14 protein-coding genes are annotated in these 15,745 nt (G+C 64.6%); all 14 read right to left on the bottom strand.

All coding sequences use genetic code 11. The features are described 5' to 3' along the window. Nucleotides 1-56: 56 nt before the first annotated feature. The 14 genes from EJV47_RS13000 to EJV47_RS28895 all read right to left on the bottom strand — a co-directional run bounded on the left by EJV47_RS13000 (nucleotide 57) and on the right by EJV47_RS28895 (nucleotide 15,272). Entirely contained in the window at nucleotides 57-668 is a 612-nt protein-coding gene (locus EJV47_RS13000) for an REP-associated tyrosine transposase (RefSeq protein WP_126693582.1), read from the bottom strand. A 107-nt stretch (nucleotides 669-775) separates the two neighbouring features. After that, nucleotides 776-1,894, bottom strand: coding sequence for an AIR synthase-related protein (locus EJV47_RS13005; protein ID WP_126693583.1), 1,119 nt, complete (start codon nucleotides 1,892-1,894; stop codon nucleotides 776-778). Between the two features lie 244 nt (nucleotides 1,895-2,138). Continuing rightward, nucleotides 2,139-3,632, bottom strand: coding sequence for an amidophosphoribosyltransferase (purF, locus tag EJV47_RS13010; protein ID WP_126693584.1), 1,494 nt, complete (start codon nucleotides 3,630-3,632; stop codon nucleotides 2,139-2,141). Nucleotides 3,633-3,733: 101 nt separating this feature from the next. Further along, the gene (gene purN, locus EJV47_RS13015) at nucleotides 3,734-4,441 is read right to left on the bottom strand and encodes a phosphoribosylglycinamide formyltransferase (RefSeq protein WP_243651140.1); all 708 of its coding nucleotides are present in this window, start codon (nucleotides 4,439-4,441) and stop codon (nucleotides 3,734-3,736) included. Continuing rightward, the gene (gene purD, locus EJV47_RS13020; protein ID WP_207895884.1) at nucleotides 4,441-5,739 is read right to left on the bottom strand and encodes a phosphoribosylamine--glycine ligase; all 1,299 of its coding nucleotides are present in this window, start codon (nucleotides 5,737-5,739) and stop codon (nucleotides 4,441-4,443) included. The genes purN and purD overlap by 1 nt, the downstream gene beginning before the upstream one ends. Nucleotides 5,740-5,752: 13 nt before the next feature. Next, nucleotides 5,753-6,232: a GNAT family N-acetyltransferase gene (locus EJV47_RS13025; RefSeq protein ID WP_126693586.1), complete on the bottom strand. Its 480-nt coding sequence runs from the start codon at nucleotides 6,230-6,232 to the stop codon at nucleotides 5,753-5,755. Further along, nucleotides 6,229-6,594 carry a hypothetical protein gene (locus tag EJV47_RS13030; protein WP_126693587.1) on the bottom strand — a complete coding sequence of 122 codons (366 nt, stop codon included), beginning with the start codon at nucleotides 6,592-6,594 and terminating at the stop codon, nucleotides 6,229-6,231. Before EJV47_RS13030 ends, EJV47_RS13025 begins: the two co-directional genes overlap by 4 nt. 46 nt (nucleotides 6,595-6,640) lie before the next feature. Next, entirely contained in the window at nucleotides 6,641-7,588 is a 948-nt protein-coding gene (locus EJV47_RS13035) for a phosphoribosylaminoimidazolesuccinocarboxamide synthase (RefSeq protein WP_126693588.1), read from the bottom strand. A gap of 59 nt (nucleotides 7,589-7,647) precedes the next feature. Next, nucleotides 7,648-9,033 (bottom strand): phosphoribosylformylglycinamidine synthase subunit PurQ, encoded by a 1,386-nt coding sequence (locus tag EJV47_RS28425; RefSeq protein WP_126693589.1) that lies wholly within the window; start codon nucleotides 9,031-9,033, stop codon nucleotides 7,648-7,650. A gap of 13 nt (nucleotides 9,034-9,046) precedes the next feature. Beyond that, a complete protein-coding gene (locus EJV47_RS13045) occupies nucleotides 9,047-12,088 on the bottom strand; it encodes a phosphoribosylformylglycinamidine synthase subunit PurL (RefSeq protein ID WP_126693590.1) in 3,042 nt (1,013 codons plus the stop codon). A gap of 566 nt (nucleotides 12,089-12,654) precedes the next feature. Then, nucleotides 12,655-13,272, bottom strand: a complete 618-nt coding sequence (pyrE, locus tag EJV47_RS13050; protein ID WP_126693591.1) for an orotate phosphoribosyltransferase — start codon at nucleotides 13,270-13,272, stop codon at nucleotides 12,655-12,657. Continuing rightward, nucleotides 13,235-14,017, bottom strand: a complete 783-nt coding sequence (pyrF, locus tag EJV47_RS13055; protein ID WP_126693592.1) for an orotidine-5'-phosphate decarboxylase — start codon at nucleotides 14,015-14,017, stop codon at nucleotides 13,235-13,237. The genes pyrE and pyrF overlap by 38 nt, the downstream gene beginning before the upstream one ends. Continuing rightward, nucleotides 14,005-14,871, bottom strand: coding sequence for a dihydroorotate dehydrogenase (locus tag EJV47_RS13060; RefSeq protein WP_126693593.1), 867 nt, complete (start codon nucleotides 14,869-14,871; stop codon nucleotides 14,005-14,007). The genes pyrF and EJV47_RS13060 overlap by 13 nt, the downstream gene beginning before the upstream one ends. 272 nt (nucleotides 14,872-15,143) lie before the next feature. Further along, on the bottom strand, nucleotides 15,144-15,272 hold the full coding sequence (locus tag EJV47_RS28895) for a hypothetical protein (RefSeq protein WP_279389061.1): 129 nt from the start codon (nucleotides 15,270-15,272) through the stop codon (nucleotides 15,144-15,146). Between the last annotated feature and the right edge of the window lie 473 nt (nucleotides 15,273-15,745).

A 15,745-nucleotide genomic window follows, 5' to 3' on the forward strand; every position in this document is an offset into this window, starting at 1 on the left:
CGTCTGGCGTTCAACGAGTGAAATTACTATCTAGCGGACGCGGGCTGAAGCCCGCGCTACTTATCACGCCAGTAGGTATGCGGCCACTGTTGCCAATCAGCAGCAAGTCCGGCTTTCACCGGGTTTTCGAGAATGTAGGCAATGATGCGTTGCATCTCCTCCGCATTGCGCACTACATGGTCGTAGCTCTCGGCTTGCCAAAATGCTCCTTCGCGACCCAATAACAAGTTAGCCTCCCGGGCCGAGCGGCCTTTCACGGTGCGCAATGCCTGAACCATCGGCGGCGCCGACTGCGGCAGGTACACCAACAGATGGACATGGTTCGGCATCAGGCAGTAGCAAACCACGTCAAACGCCGTTCCATCAAGCTCGTGTAGAACCGCTTTGACCACCCCAGCTACTTCAGGCCGCGCCAGCCAGGTCGGACCGGTACGCGCATCGTCCAGAAACTGGTCGAAGTGCTTGAAATACCGGCGGCGGCGGAGGCTAAGTTCGTCAGGCCCGCTGCGCTTCTCGGCGGTTTCCAGCTGTTGCAACTGAGCACGTAGCTGCTCAGCTACCGTGCGCGGCAGCGTACCCGCGAGGCGAAAAGTGATGAATAAATATTCATCGGGCACCAAGCGGTGCGGCAGGTTTCGCTGGTAGAAAACAGAATCGGGCACGAGCATGTAGCGCGGGCTTAAGCCCGCGTCCGCTAGATAGTAATTTCTCTACCAGAACAACTGTCGTTCAACGAGTGAAATTACTATCGGACGGACGCGGGCTGAAGCCCGCGCTACAACTCGTATTTCAACTCCCCAGCGCCCACTTTCAGCGTAATCGTCGGCTCGCTGATGATGCGGCCGGCCACTTGGGCTTGGTAGCCTTTAGCAGTCAGCTCGGCGGCTACGGCTTCGGCCTGCTCGGCGTCGGTGACGAGCAGCATACCGTTGCCCATGTTCCAGTACAGGTAGGCATCGGCGGGGCTGATGCCGCCCAGCTCGGCCAGCTGGCTCATGGCCGGTAGCGGTGCAAAGAGGTTGTCCAGCTCGGCCCCGACGCCCGATTTCAGCACGCGCTTGAAGTTGTCGGCCACGCCGCCGCCGGTGATGTGCGCGGCCGCGTGCAGGGGCAGGCCCGCATCGAGAATGGCCGTGACGCCGGGGGCGAAGATGAGCGAGGGCGCCAGCATTACGTCGCCCCAGGTCGAGCCCATTTCGGCGGCGTCGGCGCCGGTGTAGGGGGCTTTGTGCCACTCTTCGCCGAAGGCTTTGGTGAGGGTGCGGCGGGCCAGGGAGTAGCCGTTGGAACGGAACGAGGGCGAGCGAAGCGCCACCACGGCCTGCCCGGAGCGCACGTTGGCGCCGCTGAGCGGCCGCTTCAGGCTGGGGTGCAATACACCCACGGCGGTGGAGCACCAGTTGAAGTTCATACGGGCGCCGGGGTAGCCGCCGATGCGGTTGCCCAGCTCGGCAATTTCCCCGCCCGTCACGGCAATGGAGCTGAACTGCGCCGCGTCGTGCAGGCCGCGCATGAGCTCATCGACCACCTCGTAGTTCAGCGTGTTCACGTCGATGATGTTCGAGAGGTTAGTCGGAATGAAGCCGGCCACCACCAAATCGTCGGCCACCATGGCAATCAGGTCATGGCCCAGGGTGTCGTAGCGGTCCACGCGCTCGGCCACCTCGATTTTGGTACCGATGCCGTCGGAACCGATGCCCAGGCGCTCCGCCCCGAAGCGGATTTCGTTGGAAAAGCCGCCTTCCAGGTCCTGGGCCGGCTCACCCGGCTTGCCGGCGCGGGTGCTGAAGGTTTTCTTGGCCCAGTTGTAGGCGTTGCGCGAGGCGGCGTTGCCTTCTTCGATGGAGTAGCCGGCGGTTGCTTTGAGGTCGGAAGCGGCGGTAGTCTGGCTCATGCGAGTGGTTGAACGAAACTCCCCTCCTCAGGTGAGGAGGGGATGCCAAGCCGCAGGCTTGGCTGGGGTGGTTGCGTCGTTGCTGACGTTGTTTGGACCGCCGATGACGGTGAGGTTTCGCGGATGGCGCTGATTCGTGCGATAATCAGAAGTTACTATCTGACATCAGCAACGACGCAAGCACCCCAGCTTTGGCTGACGCCAAAGCGTCCCCTCCTCAACTGAGGAGGGGAGTGGTCGTGCGTTAGTGCTCCGTCGGGGCCGGGGCTTTGGCGCTGACGGAAGTGGTTTTTTCCTCCTTGCGGTGGCTGGTGCGCTCCTCCTGAATGTGGCGCAGGTACTTGGTCACGTCACCCGTTGGGTACTTGCCCGAGAAGCAGGCGAAGCAGCTGCCGCCGTGGCCTTTGTCCTCGCCGAACAGCGCCTGCAAATCTTCCAAGGACTGGTAAATCACCTTATCGGCCTCGATGTAGCGGCAGATTTCCTCCTCCGAGTAGTTGGCCGCAATCAGCTCGGTGCTCATGGCCATGTCGATGCCGTAGATGCAGGGCGAGATGATGGGCGGGGCCGAGGAAATGAAGTACACCTCTTTGGCCCCCGCCTCGCGCAGAATGCGCACGATGCGCCGCGAGGTGGTGCCGCGCACGATGCTGTCGTCCACGACGGCAATCTTCTTGCCCGCCACAAACTCGCGGATGGGGTTCAGCTTCTTCTTCACCACGTCTTCGCGCCCGGCCTGGCTGCTCACGATAAAGGAGCGGCCCATATGGTTGTTTTTCACCAAAGCGCGGCGGTAGGGCACGCCGATGGCTTCGGCCAGGCCCGAAGCAGCAAAGTAGCCCGAGGAGGGCACGTCGATAACCATATCTGGCTCCAGGCCAGCCTCACGCACTTTGCGGGCCAGGATCTTGCCCAGGCGCACCCGCTCCCGGGCCACCAGGCGGCCGTGGATAACGGAGTCTTCGCGGGCGAAGTAGATGTGCTCGAACACGCAGAAGGCCTTGGGCTTGGCCGGCGGGTTCTTGTGGTGCACCTGGAAGTTCTGGTCGATAAACACCGCCTGTCCGGGGCCGATGTTTTCAATCAGGTCGAATTCGAGGTAGTCGAAGCAGGTCGACTCGGAGGCGAAGGCGAAAACCGGCCCGTCGGGGGTGTCGCGGCGGCCCATCACGAGCGGACGGATGCCGTGCGGGTCGTTGAAGGCCAGCAGGCCGTGGCCGGCAATGATGGTGATGGTGGCGTAGGCCCCCTTCACCAGCTCCTGCGTCGTCTCCACGGCGTCGAAAATGTCCACCACCGACAGCGCGTCCAGGTTTTTGAGGCGCAGCTCCGAGGCGAAGGTGTACATGATCAGCTCCAGGTCGTTGCTGGTCTTGGGCAGCACGTGGTACTTCTCGTGCAGGCGCTTGGCGGCCGAGCGGAAGTTGATGACGTTGCCGTTGTGCACCATGGCCAAGCCGAAGGGGTAGCTGGTGGTGAAGGGCTGGGCCAGCTCGGCGTCGCCGGAGCCCTGGGTGGTGTAGCGCGCGTGGCCGATGCCGATGTTGCCCTTGAGCTTCTTCAGGTGCTTGGGCTTGAACACGTCGTTGATCAGCCCGTTGCCCTTGTGCAAATGGAAATTGCCGTCGAAGGAGGCAATGCCGGCCGCGTCCTGCCCGCGGTGCTGCAGGGCGGTCAGGCCGATTACGATGTCGCCGACGACGTCATCCGGGCCGAAAAAACCAACGATTCCGCACATGAGTGGGAGGGAATTAAAAATTAAAAATGAAGAATTAAAAATTTGAGAGTCAGGCAAAATCAAAACCGAACACGCTCCGATGGCGCGCCCATTTTTAATTTTTAATTCTCAATTTTTAATTCCTTGCGAAGCAAGCGGGCCAGGGTGTCGGCGTAGAAGCGGTGCTCCACGGCCAGGCCGCGGCGCTCCACTTCCGGGAGCGAGTCGGCACCGCGCAGGTCGACGGGCGCCTGGGCCAGCACGGGGCCGGTGTCGAGCCCCTCGTCAACCAGGTGCACGGTGATTTTGGTTTCGGGCAGGCGGTTTTCCCAGGCCCAGTCGTAGGCGTGCAGGCCCTGGTGCTGGTGGGTGTCGGCCGGGTGAATATTGATGATCCGACCCGCAAAAGCGCGGATGAACGTCGGCGACAGAATGCGCATGTAGCCGGCCAGCACGATGTAGTCGGGCCGAAACTCCTGCAGCTTGGCTACCACGTCGGCATCAAACTCGGCGCGCTTCCGGCCGCGCGAGTCGATGCTGGCGGTGGGGTAGCCCAGCTCGGCGGCGGCTTGCAGGCCGGCGACTTCGGGGATGTTGCTGAACACCACGGCTACCTCGGCCAGCCCTTGCAGCACGCCTTCGCGCACCTCGCGGGTCAGGGCCAGCATGTTGGAGCCGCGGCCCGAGAGCAGGATGGCGAGGCGGGCTTTCGGCGCGGACGATTGCGCCTCACCCCCCGGCCCCCTCTCCGTGGGAGAGGGGGAGCCAGACGATGCGGATACGGCACCACCGTTGTTCAACGATTCGCGCTGGGCTACGTCGGTCATCATTAGTAAGCTTGGCCGACCAGCTCCGGGGCGGGGCGCTGGCCGATGTCGGTGCGGTAATAGGCGTCCTGGAACGTTACCTTTTTGATTTCGGCGTAGGCCCGCTCCACCGCCACTTCCAGGTCGGGGCCGCCGGCTACTACGGTCAGCACCCGGCCGCCGCTGGTCACCAGCTGCCCGGCCTCGTCGCGCTTGGTGCCGCCCTGGAACACCAGCGTAGCCGGCGCCACGGCGTCGATGCCTTCGATGGCAAAGCCCGTCGGGAACTGGGCGGCGGGGTAGCCGCCGGAGGCCAGCACCACGCCCACGAAGGCGCCGGGCTTCTGCCGCACGCCCACTTCGGCCAGGCGGCCATCCAGCGCGGCGGTAATCAGCTCGACCAGGCTGCTGCTCATCGAAGCCAGCAGCACCTGGGCTTCCGGGTCGCCGAGGCGCACGTTGTATTCCAGCAGCTTCGGGCCGGTGGGCGTGAGCATGATGCCGAAGTAGAGGAAGCCCAGGAAGGGCAGTCCTTCGGTGCGCAGGCCGCGCAGCGTGGGTTCGATGATGACCTCGCGCACCAGCGCCAGCACGTTGTCGTCGGCGAAGGGCACGGGGCAGTAGGCGCCCATACCGCCGGTGTTGGGGCCCTGGTCGCCGGCCAGCAGCTGCTTGTGGTCCTGCGAAGGGCTGAGCAGGCGCATCGTTTTGCCGTCGGTCAGGCCGATAATGCTGATTTCGGGGCCGGTCAGCTTTTCCTCCACCAGGAAGGAGTACCACTGGTGGCCGACCGGGGCCAGCGCCTGCATTTCCGTTAGGGCGGCGTCGAATTCGGCTTCCGAAGCGCATACCCACACGCCTTTGCCGGCGGCCAGGCCGTCGTATTTCAGCACGGCGTGGCCCTGCAGCTCGGCGGCGGCGGCGCGGGCCTGCTCGAGCTGATCGGAGCGGAACGTCCAGGCGCGGGCAGTAGCTACGCCGTGGCGGCGCATGAAGTCTTTCGACCACACCTTCGAGCTTTCCAGCACCGCCGCAGCCTTGCGCGGACCGAACACGCGGATGTCGGAGCCCTCGAAGTAGTCGGCCACGCCGGCGGCCAGCGGGGCCTCGGGGCCCACCACGATGAGCTTCACCTGCTGCTCCTGGCAGAACTGCTGGATGGCCGGAAAATCGGTGGCGCTGATGCCGGGCACCGAGCCGGGAATGCCGGCGTTGCCGGGCAGCACGTGCACGCGGGCGCCGTCCTGGGTCATTTTCCAGGCTAGGGCATGTTCGCGGGCGCCGCTGCCGAGAAGGACGATATTGGTCTGAGGAGTTGCCAAGGGTCGAGGGGTGCTAGTTGGGAAAAGTGGCTGGCACCGGGCCAAGTTGCTTGCCGAAGCAGGCGGCATTGTCGCGGCCGACGTAGCGGCCGTAGTTGTCGATTCGCTGGTAGCCGTGCCGCTGGTAGAAGCGGCAGGCTTCCGCGTTGGCCACGCGGGTTTCCAGCCACAATTCGTCGTAGCCGGCCGCCCGCGCCGAAGCTTCCAACCCGGCCAACACCGCCCGGCCGATGCCCTGGCCGGGGTGCTTGGCATACATGCGCTTCACCTCCCCTACCGCGTCAGTAATCGGTCGAACGGCCCCGCAGCCCACAACTTCGTCACCGTGTTGCGCCAGCAGGAAGATGTGCCGCTCGTCGTCGGACCAGTCCTGAAACGAGTCGCGCCCGTCGCCGCCGAAACGCGCGCCGAGCTGGGCCGACAGCTCATCGAGCAGCGGCCGGGCCTGTGGGGCGGCGGGGTGCGAGGCGACTAGGGTCAGCGGGCGGGTCATTCTTCGTGGAGAGTGAGGTTTTGGGCTACCAGTACTAGGTTGTCGTAGTCGTAAGCAGGGTTGTGGGTATCTCCGATGGTGCCGATGGCAAAGTAGTAGGAGTTATCGGGCCGCTTATTCAGCACGATGGACGCATAGCTGGTGCCACCAATGAATTCTTCCTGCACTACAGCCTTCGTAACTCCACCAAACGTCAGATTCAAGCGGCAGCTTTCGTACGCACCGGACGCTATTCGCTTGCGCACGTTCAGCTGCACGAAAGCAGTAGAGGTGGCCGGCGTACCGTAGCGTAGGTCCAGCTCGATGGCGTGTACCTCCCCAGTGTAGAGAGCATACTTCACACCGGCCACTTCTATTTCCATTCAGCTATCAGCTTAGGCGTGCATCGGCTTCCGGGCGCTTCCAAATTTAACCGTTCAGCTGCTCTACCGGCTCATCCTGCATGTAGCCTTCCTTCACCAGGTTCTGCACCAGGCGGGCGGGCACGTTCACGCCCTCGTCGGCGGCGCCGGCCAGGGGCTGCCCGGTAATGCGCTGGTAGATGTCGAGGTAGCGGCGGCTGGCTTCGGCGGTTACTTCCGGCGTGAGGGCCGTGGGGTACTTGCCGTCGACTTTGTGGGCAATCAGCCACTGGCGGATGTACTCCTTGTCCATCTGGGCGGCACCTTCGGGGTTGGCGGCGTAGTCGGCCGCGTCCCAGAAGCGCGAGGAGTCCGGCGTGTGGATTTCGTCGATGAGAATCAGCTCCCCGTTCAGCAGGCCAAACTCGTACTTGGTGTCGACCAGGATGATGCCACGCTCCGCCATCCACGCCGAAGCGAAGTTGAACAGCTGCAAGGCCACCACGCGCATCTGCTCGTACAGCTCGGCCGACACCCAGCCCTCGGAAACGAGGTTTTCCGGGGTGATTTCGCGGTCCGACTCCTCCTTGGTAGTCGGCGTCACGATGGGCTCGGGGAAGCGCTGGTGCTTGGTCAGCCCGTCGGGCACCGAAACGCCCGAGAAGGTGCGCTGGCCGCTGAGGTAGCCGCGCAGCATGGAGCCGGTGAGGTAGCCGCGCACCACCATTTCCACCCGAATCGGCTCGGCCTCCTTCACCAGCATGGCGTTCGGGTCGACCACCCGAATGACGTGGTTGGGCACGATGTCGCGGGTCTTGTCGAACCAGAAATCGGCCAGGCCGTTGAGCACGGCGCCTTTGTAGGGAATGGCGGTTTCCAGCACCGAGTCGAAGGCCGAGAGGCGGTCCGTCACGACGATAAGCCGCTCGCCCGAGGGGACGCGGTACGAGTCGCGGACTTTGCCGCGGTGCAGCAGCTCAAGCTGGGGCGTGTTGAATTGCGGGAGCGTGTTCATACGAAAACCTCACCCCCCGGCCCCCTCTCCCAAAGAGAGGGGGAGCCAGGCGGCATTATTCAGGAGTTGGGGGTTGCTGTTTCGGTGGGCTGCACGTGCTGACGGATGGTGGCCAGCACGGACTCGGTATCGTTGAGCACTTGCTCGTTGCTGAAACGCAGGACGCGGTAGCCAATCTGCTCCAACTCGTAGGTGCGGCCGCCGTCGTACTCAGCCTGCTCCGGCTGATTGTGTACGCTGCCATCGACTTCAATCACCAGCTTGTCGGCAATGGAAACGAAGTCGACGATGAACTGCGAAATGGCGTGCTGGCGGCGGAATTTGGCGCCCAGCTTGCTGTTGCGTAGCTCCTGCCACAAGTGGTCTTCCGCCGGCGTCGGGTTCTGCCGGTTCTCCCGCGCAAAGCCTTTGGAAGTTTTCCACCGCTCCGCATCAGTCGTAAACACGTACCCTTGCGCTGTCACCTGCCCCGCCTCCACAAACTCGTTAGAAGTCCAGTGTGTCAGGCTCCCCCTCTCTTTTGGAGAGGGGGCCGGGGGGTGAGGTTCGCGGCGCTGGCTGATGTGCTCCACGATGTTGCGGAACAGCTTCAGCCCGTCGCCTTCCTCCGACAGAGTGGGGTCCAGGCGCTTGCGCCGGGCCCAGTCGGGGTGGTTGTAGAGCGACAGGAACGCCTCGGGGTGCGGCATCAGGCCGAAGACGTGGCCGGTGGTGTCAGTGAGGCCGGCGCAGTTCAGCTCGGCGCCGTTGGGGTTCAGCGGGTACTCGGCCGTTTCGCAGCCGGTGCTGTCGCAGTAGGTCAGGCAATTCAGCCCTTCGGCCAGGATGCGGCTGCGGATGGCCTCATCGCGGATAACCAGGCGGCCTTCGCCGTGGCGCACGGGCACTTCGAGCGAAGTCAGGCCCTTGAGGAAGGGGGAGCGGTTGTTGGGGTTCACCGCCAGGCGCACCCACCGGTCCTCGTAGCGGCCCGAGGCGTTGTGGGTCAGCGTCACTTCGCGCTCCTGCTGGCCGGCGAAATCGGGCAGCAAACCCATTTTCACCAGCATCTGGAAGCCGTTGCAGATGCCCACCACGTAGCCGCCGGCCTTGATGAAGGCGCCGATTTCCTCCAGCAGCGTGCGGCCCGAGGGTAGCTTGCGGAAGCGCACCTTGTTGGCCATGACCACGCCCGAGCCCAGGTCGTCGCCGAAGGAGAAGCCCCCGGGAAAGTTGAGCACGTCGTAGTCGTGGATGCTGGTTTCACCATTGAGCACCTGGTTGAAGTGCACGATGGTGGCTTCGCCGCCTGCCAAGCGGTAGGCGGCGGCCAGTTCTTCTTCGCAGTTGATGCCGAAGCCCGTCAGGACCAGGGCATGAACGCGTTTTTCGTTATTCGTTTCTCGTTGTTCGGCAGCGGTGCTGTCGGCCATCTGCGTCGTCAGGTTTTCTGCTTGATTGCTCATCGTCTCCACTCTCCTAAGCTTGCAGGGTTAGTTCTTCGCCGGCCATTACGCGGTTCACCGGGCCGTTCGACCACGCTTCGCGCAGGTCAGCGGTGGCGGCGTCCACCACCGTTTTGTCCTGGTGACGAATCACCAAACGGCCGCCGTCCGTCACCACGCCGAGGCGGGTGGCACGGCCGGCCATCAGCGCCTCGAAGGCTACCACGTCCTCCGGGGCCACGGTGGCTACGAAGCGCGAGTGGCTTTCCGAAAACAGCTCCGTCAGGGCCGGCAGCTCACCTTCCAGGGCCAGCTCGGCGCCCAGGTTGTCGTCGCCGAACAGGCTTTCGGCCACGGCTACGGCCAGGCCGCCGTCAGAAAGGTCGTGGCAGGACAGGATGAGGTTCTGCTCGTGGGCGCGGCCGACTTTCTGGTACAGGTCTTTGGCTTCGGTGGGGCGCACGCGGGGCACGTTCTGGCCCAGCTCGCCGAAGAGGTGGTAGAGCTCCGAGCCGCCCAGCTCGTCGTAGGTGTCGCCGAGCAGGTAGACCACGTCGCCGGCAGCTTTGAAGTCCGACGTCACGGCGCGGCGCACGTCGGGCATCAGGGCGGTCATCGAGTACAGCACCGTGGGCGGCACCGAAATCTTCTGCCCGTCGGCCTTGAAGTCGTTTTTCATCGAGTCCTTGCCCGAGGTCAGCGGGATGTGGTAGGCCACGCACATGTCGCGCAGGGCCTCGCAGAGCTGCACCAGGGCCGCCAGCTTCTGCTTGCCGTCGGGGTTGGTGACGGGGTCGTACACCGAGTCGGGCACGCAGAAGTTGTCGTTGACCGACCAGAAAATCCCGTCGCCGGGCGTCAGGTTGGGCAGCTTGCCGCCCACCGACACAATCTGGCGCACGGCCTCGTCGAAGGCGCCCGCCGACATCTGGTAGGGGTCGATGTCGCCGTAGCGGGGCAGGATGCCGTTGCTGACGGCCACGCCTTCCCACGACTCGAAATTGAACTGCACCACGGCCGCGTCCTGCGGGGCCTGGCCCGTGCGGCCCATCAGCGGCTTGACCACCGTGCGGCCCTTCACCTCGTGGTCGTACTGCCGAATCACCGCCTCGCGGGAGCAGATGTTCAGCGCCCCGAGCAGCTTGATGAGCAGGTCGGTGGCGTCGAGCGAAGCGGGCAGCTTGGGCTCGTGCAGGGTCGGCAGCTGCCACTCGGCGTCGAGCACCTTGCGCGGTACGCCCTCGTGCAGGAACTCCAGCGACAGGGAAGCCACCGGCTGCCCGTCGAAGGTCACGTCGAGGCGGCCGTTGTCGGTGAACTGCCCGATGTCCGACAGCTCCACTTCCATCTCGGCGGCCAGGGCGTTCAGCTCGGCCAGCTTGCTCGGCTCCACCACCAGCGTAAACCGCTCCTGCGACTCCGACAGGAAAATCTCCCAGGGGCGCAGGCCGGGGTACTTCAAGGGTACTTTCTCCAGCTCCACCGTGGCGCCGCCGCTGATGCCGGCCAGTTCGCCCACCGAGGAGGACAAGCCGCCCGCGCCGTTGTCGGTGCTGCACTTGATCAGGCCGCGGCGGGTCGCCAGCAGCAGGAAATCCATGGCCAGCTTCTGGGTAATCGGGGAGCCGATTTGCACGGCCGTAGCCGGCGCGGCTTCGTCCAGCTCGATGCTCGAGAAGGTAGCGCCGTGGATGCCGTCCTTGCCGACGCGCCCGCCGGCCATGATGATCCGGTCCCCGGCGTCAATTTTCTTTTCCCAGGCGTCCTGGCCGGCCAGCTGCATGGGCAGCACGGCGCCGGTGCCGCAGTACACCAGGGGCTTGCCGCGGTAACGCTCATCGAACACGATGGCGCCGTTCACCGTCGGTACGCCCGACTTGTTGCCGCCGTCCTCGATACCCTTGCGCACGCCCTCGAACACCCGGCGCGGGTGCAGCTGCCCGGTCAGCAGCGGCCCCTGCCAGTTCGGCGGGCCGAAGCAGAGCACGTTGGTATTGAAGAGCAGCCGGGCGCCGCCGATGCCGGTAGCCAGCGGGTCGCGGTTGTTGCCCAGGATGCCGGTAATGGCCCCGCCGTAGGGGTCGATGGCCGAGGGCGAGTTGTGGGTTTCGACCTTCCAGACAAACAACGACTCCTCGTTGATGCGCACCGCGCCGGCGTTGTCCGAAAACACCTTGATCAGCCAGTCGTTGCCGTTCTCGCGCAGCAGCCGGTCAACTTCCGATGTGGCGCCTTTAATGTAGGTCTTGAACAGCCCGTCGATTTCCTTCTGCTCGCCGGTCACGCCGTTGCGGTAGCGGATGACGGCCGCGAATTCCTTGTGCTTGCAGTGCTCCGACCAGGTCTGGGCCAGGATTTCCAGCTCGCAGTCCGTGGGGTCAGGCGTCAGGCCAGCCTCGGCGCGGCTAATCTGCGTTTCGGGCGCATAGTAGTAGTCCCGGATGGCGCGCATTTCCTCTAGGTTCAGCGCGTACACGTTTTCCTTCGACAGTTGCAGCAGCTCCTCGTCGGTCAGGTTTTCCAGGCGGATGGTATGCGTGGTCGAGTCGGCGCCGCCGCCGGGCTGGGGCGTGAAGTCGCGGATGCCCTGGGCGGTGTGGCCCACCACGAAGCGGTTGATGAGCTTGTTGCCCAGCAGCTCTTCGGCCAGGTGGCGCAGGTCAGCCTCGGGCAGCTCGTTTTCCAGCAAATACAGCCGCTTGCTGAAGATGTGCTGGGTGCGGATGTCCAGCTGTAGCCCGAGGAAGTCCTGCAGCGCGTTCTGGGCCGAGGTGCCTTCGTCGTCGGTCACACCGGGGCCTTTGGCGACGAGGATGTAGCTCTTGAACTCCGGAGCTATAGCCCACTGGTCCAGCGCGGCGTCGTTGAGCAGCGGGTCCTGCAGGCATTGGGCGGCGAAGCTTTCGAGCTGCTCGGCCGTCAGCGGGTAGCGCACGGTGTACACGGCACTGGTTTGCACCGCGCCGGTATGCAGGTGCAGATGCCGCCGGGCGGCCTCGGCCACGCGGGCGCCTTCGCCGTCGTGCTGGCCGGGGCGCGGAATCAACTGGATGGTATGGGAGGCGGTGTTACTCAAAGCGTGTAGCGCGGGCTTCAGCCCGCGTGTGCCCGCACGACGGCCGCAGAACGACGGCCGCACGGAGGATTAGAGTTGCTATCAGAAGGACGCGGGCTAAACCGAAGGAAGGCATCGGCCAGGCCCGCGCTACGGCCCAAAAACGCGGTAAGCCGCCCCGCGCCCGACTTGCGGGCCACGAGGCGGCTTACACGAGGTTGCGGAGCTTGGCTCCGGTCAGAATCAGCAGAATGGTCTTCGCAAATGCAGTCCAGTGGCGTCCCGAACGGCGCGGCTACGGGTTTTCGCAGCTGCTTTCGTAAGTCGGAGATGCCCGCCGCAGATTCGCTGTGCCCGGGTTGCAGGGCAGCGCGTTGCTGCGTCTGCCGCTCGGCTATTCGCTCTTCCGCCTCGCCCCGCAGCACGTCGAGCCGATGGCCCGCGGCAATGCTGAAGAGCGCGCTGCCGCGCCACATGCTGTCGAAGTCGGCCAGCAGCGTCGTTCGGGTCAGCGAGGGGTTGGTATGGGAGAGACTTCGTTGCACAGAGTAGCGAAGGAGATGCAAAGGTAAGGACTCCGGCGGACCTTACCCAACGGCGGGCACCGCATCGGGCCGGCTGCCGGGCTTCACGGCCGGAATACCCTTGGCGCACAGCGGGCAATTTTCCGGCTGATAGGTGGCCGCCTGCACCGGCAGCAGGGCAAACAGCGGGAAGTCCAGCCCGTGCTGCCCGCCGGTGCGGTCGATGAGGCAGGCCACGCCGAGCACTTCCACGCCCATCTGGCGCAGCACCACGGCCACCTCCATCGTCGATTTGCCAGTCGTCACCACGTCCTCGGCGATAATAACCTTCTGGCCAGGCTCCAGGGTGAAGCCGCGGCGCAGGGTCATTTTGGTGTCGGCGTCGCGCTCGGTGAAGATGCCGGGCACCTGCAGCTGCCGGGCCAGCTCGTAGCTGACCACCACGCCGCCCATAGCCGGGCCGACTACCACGTCGGGCTGCAGGCCGGCTTCGCGGATCAGGTCAGCCAGTACACCGAGGGCCGGAGCGGCCAAGTCGGGGCGGCGCAGGAAACGGGCGCACTGCACGTAGGTATCGGAGTGCAGGCCGGAGGAAAGGCGGAAGTGGCCGCTGAGCAGGGCGTCTTCGCCGCGCAGCTGCTGCTCAAATTGCTGCTGAAAGTCGCTCGGAGCGTAGGGCATTGATTTGTTGGGTAAGTTCTCGGGCAGCGGCGCCGGCGTCGGCGGCCTGCCAGATTGCACGGGAAGTATTGATGAGCACGCCCAGGCCGTCGGAGGCGCGGCAGCCGGCCTGCACGGTGGCGGCCAGGTCGCCGCCCTGCGCGCCCACGCCGGGCACCAGAAACCACAGCTCGGGGCAGCGCTGCCGCAGGTGGCCCAGGGCCGTGGGGTTGGTGGCGCCCACCACCAGGCCGAGGCCGGGGTGTTCGTAGGTGAGCGTCTGCACCACGTCGGCCGAATAGTCGCTGACGGTGCCGCCGCTTACCAGTTCCTGATCCTGCCAGGAGTGCGTGGGCTTGTTCGAGGTTTTGGCCAGTACGAACACGGCCTTGCCGGGCCGGGCAAAGGGCAGAATAGCGTCTTCGCCCATGTATGGGTTCACCGTCACGCCGTCGGCCCCGATGACGTCGTAGGCGAAGGCGGCGTACCGCTCGGCGGTGTTGGCAATGTCGCCGAACTTACCGTCGAGAATCATCGGTACATCGGCCGGAATCCACTGGCGCAGGCGCTGCAGCAGGGCTACGCCGTCGGGGCGGGCCAGGAAGAAGGCCAGGTTGGGCTTGAAGCCGGCGGCGTATTCGGCGGTTTGTTCCACCACCTGCTGCAGGCGGGCTTCCACGTTGCCCCATTGGGCTGACTCAACGGGGTCGAGGCCCACGCAGAGCAGGGAGTTGGCCGTTTGGGCGCGGCGGGTTAGCTGTTCCATGCGGCGGCTTGGTTTTCAGTTAGCGAAGCAGATTCTTCCCATTCGGCGGCCAGGCGGCCGGTCAGGCCCGGTTCCAGCCATTCACCGGTGGCTACCTGCACGGCCGTGGCGCCGCAGCGCAGGTAGTCGCGCACGTGCTGGGCGGTGAAGATGCCGCCGGTACCGATGACGGGCAGCTTGATGTTTTCGTCGTGGGCCAGCTCGTACACGCAGCGCAGCGCAATGGGCCGCAGCGCCTCGCCCGACAGGCCGCCGAGCAGCGGTTCCCCGGTTTCGGGCAGGTGCAGGGCTTTCAGGGTGTTGGAGGCGGCCAGGGCGGTGGCGCCGGCGTCTTGGGCGGCCAGGGCCAGGGCGCGCACGTGGTCGGGCCACGGGGGCAGCTTCACCACCAGGGCCGCGTCGGGGCCCAGCTCGTTGCGCACGGCTTCCACGGCCTCGCGCACGAAGCGCGGGGTCAGCTCGAAGCCCTTTTCGGTGGTGGCGCTGCTGATGTACACCTCCACCCCGGCAATCTGCCCGGCGGCTTCGCGGGCCAGGTAGCGGGCAATTTTGCGGAAGCCGGGGATGCCGGGGGCGGTGATGCTCACCAGCACGGGCACGTTGTGGCGGCGCAGCTGCGGCAGGTGTTCCTGCACCAGCTGCTCGGCGCCGTCGGTGCGGCGGTCGGTGGTGTTCAGCAGGGAGGCGTCGGCCACGCGGATAATGCCTTCGCCCCGGCCGGGGCGGGGCTCCATGATGACCGTCTTGGTGAAGATGGCGCCGAGGCGCTCGTACCCCAGGCCGTCGGGCAGCTGCCAGGGGGCGGCGGCCAGGCACACGGGGGTTTGCAGCGTCAGCGAGGGTCCGATTTGCATAAAAGAGTCTGTTTTCCGGTTCGCTGTGGAATTCTTGAAAACGGGTGGCCGGAGTTGTTCCGTCGCCCGGCGGCCGGCTGCGCCGGCCGAAGCACCTTTACCGTTTCATCGGCCACCATTCACTCACCAACGCAACGGCAGCTGAGCTACTTTCGGTAAAGATGCCTCGGCTGGCACAGCCGGGCCACGTCGTTTGGGGCGCCGCAACCAGTCGGCCGCCCGGTAAAAACAAAAGGCCCGGCAATGCACCGGGCCCTCCGCGGGGCGCTACCTTAAATAGCGTTGTGGTGGTTGATCAGGAAGGGCACGCAGCGGCGCATTGCTCCAACCACGGCCGGGCGCCCGGGCGTCATGACCGGGTTGGAGCGCTGCGCTTTGGCGGGTGCCAGAGAGTGTTCCATCACTGATGAAGGCAGGGTTTACGAGAGTTTGAAGTGGTAGCTAAGCCCGTGGTTTGCCCTGGCATCCGCCGGGAGCGGGCACAAAAAAACCGCTCCGGTAACAACCGGGCGGCAGGCAAGGGGAAAGGCAGGAAAACGAAACGAAATCAACGGCAATGAACGGGCTGCGACCCTGATGCAGAACCGGCGGAGCCGCGGTTCTGCGCTTCATCTTATGTTGATTGTGGAGAAGCACGTCGCAAAAGTATCCAAGTCCGGACACAGCACAAGCACCCGCCGCAAGATTTTTTCTGCTGGGAAAATGTTATGCCAACCCGGCTCTTATATTATTAAAGAACGCACAAGTGGCCCAGCATGACCTTTACATTGCTTTGTAGGCCAACGCATTAAGCTATTAGCCAGCTTATCAGGCCTGCGGCTTCAGTTCCGCAATGGATTGCATTTTTTATTTATCAAGGATAGAACTGGATAGT

Origin of the sequence: Hymenobacter gummosus (assembly GCF_003970915.1) — a bacterium.
Lineage (GTDB): Bacteria > Bacteroidota > Bacteroidia > Cytophagales > Hymenobacteraceae > Solirubrum > Solirubrum gummosum.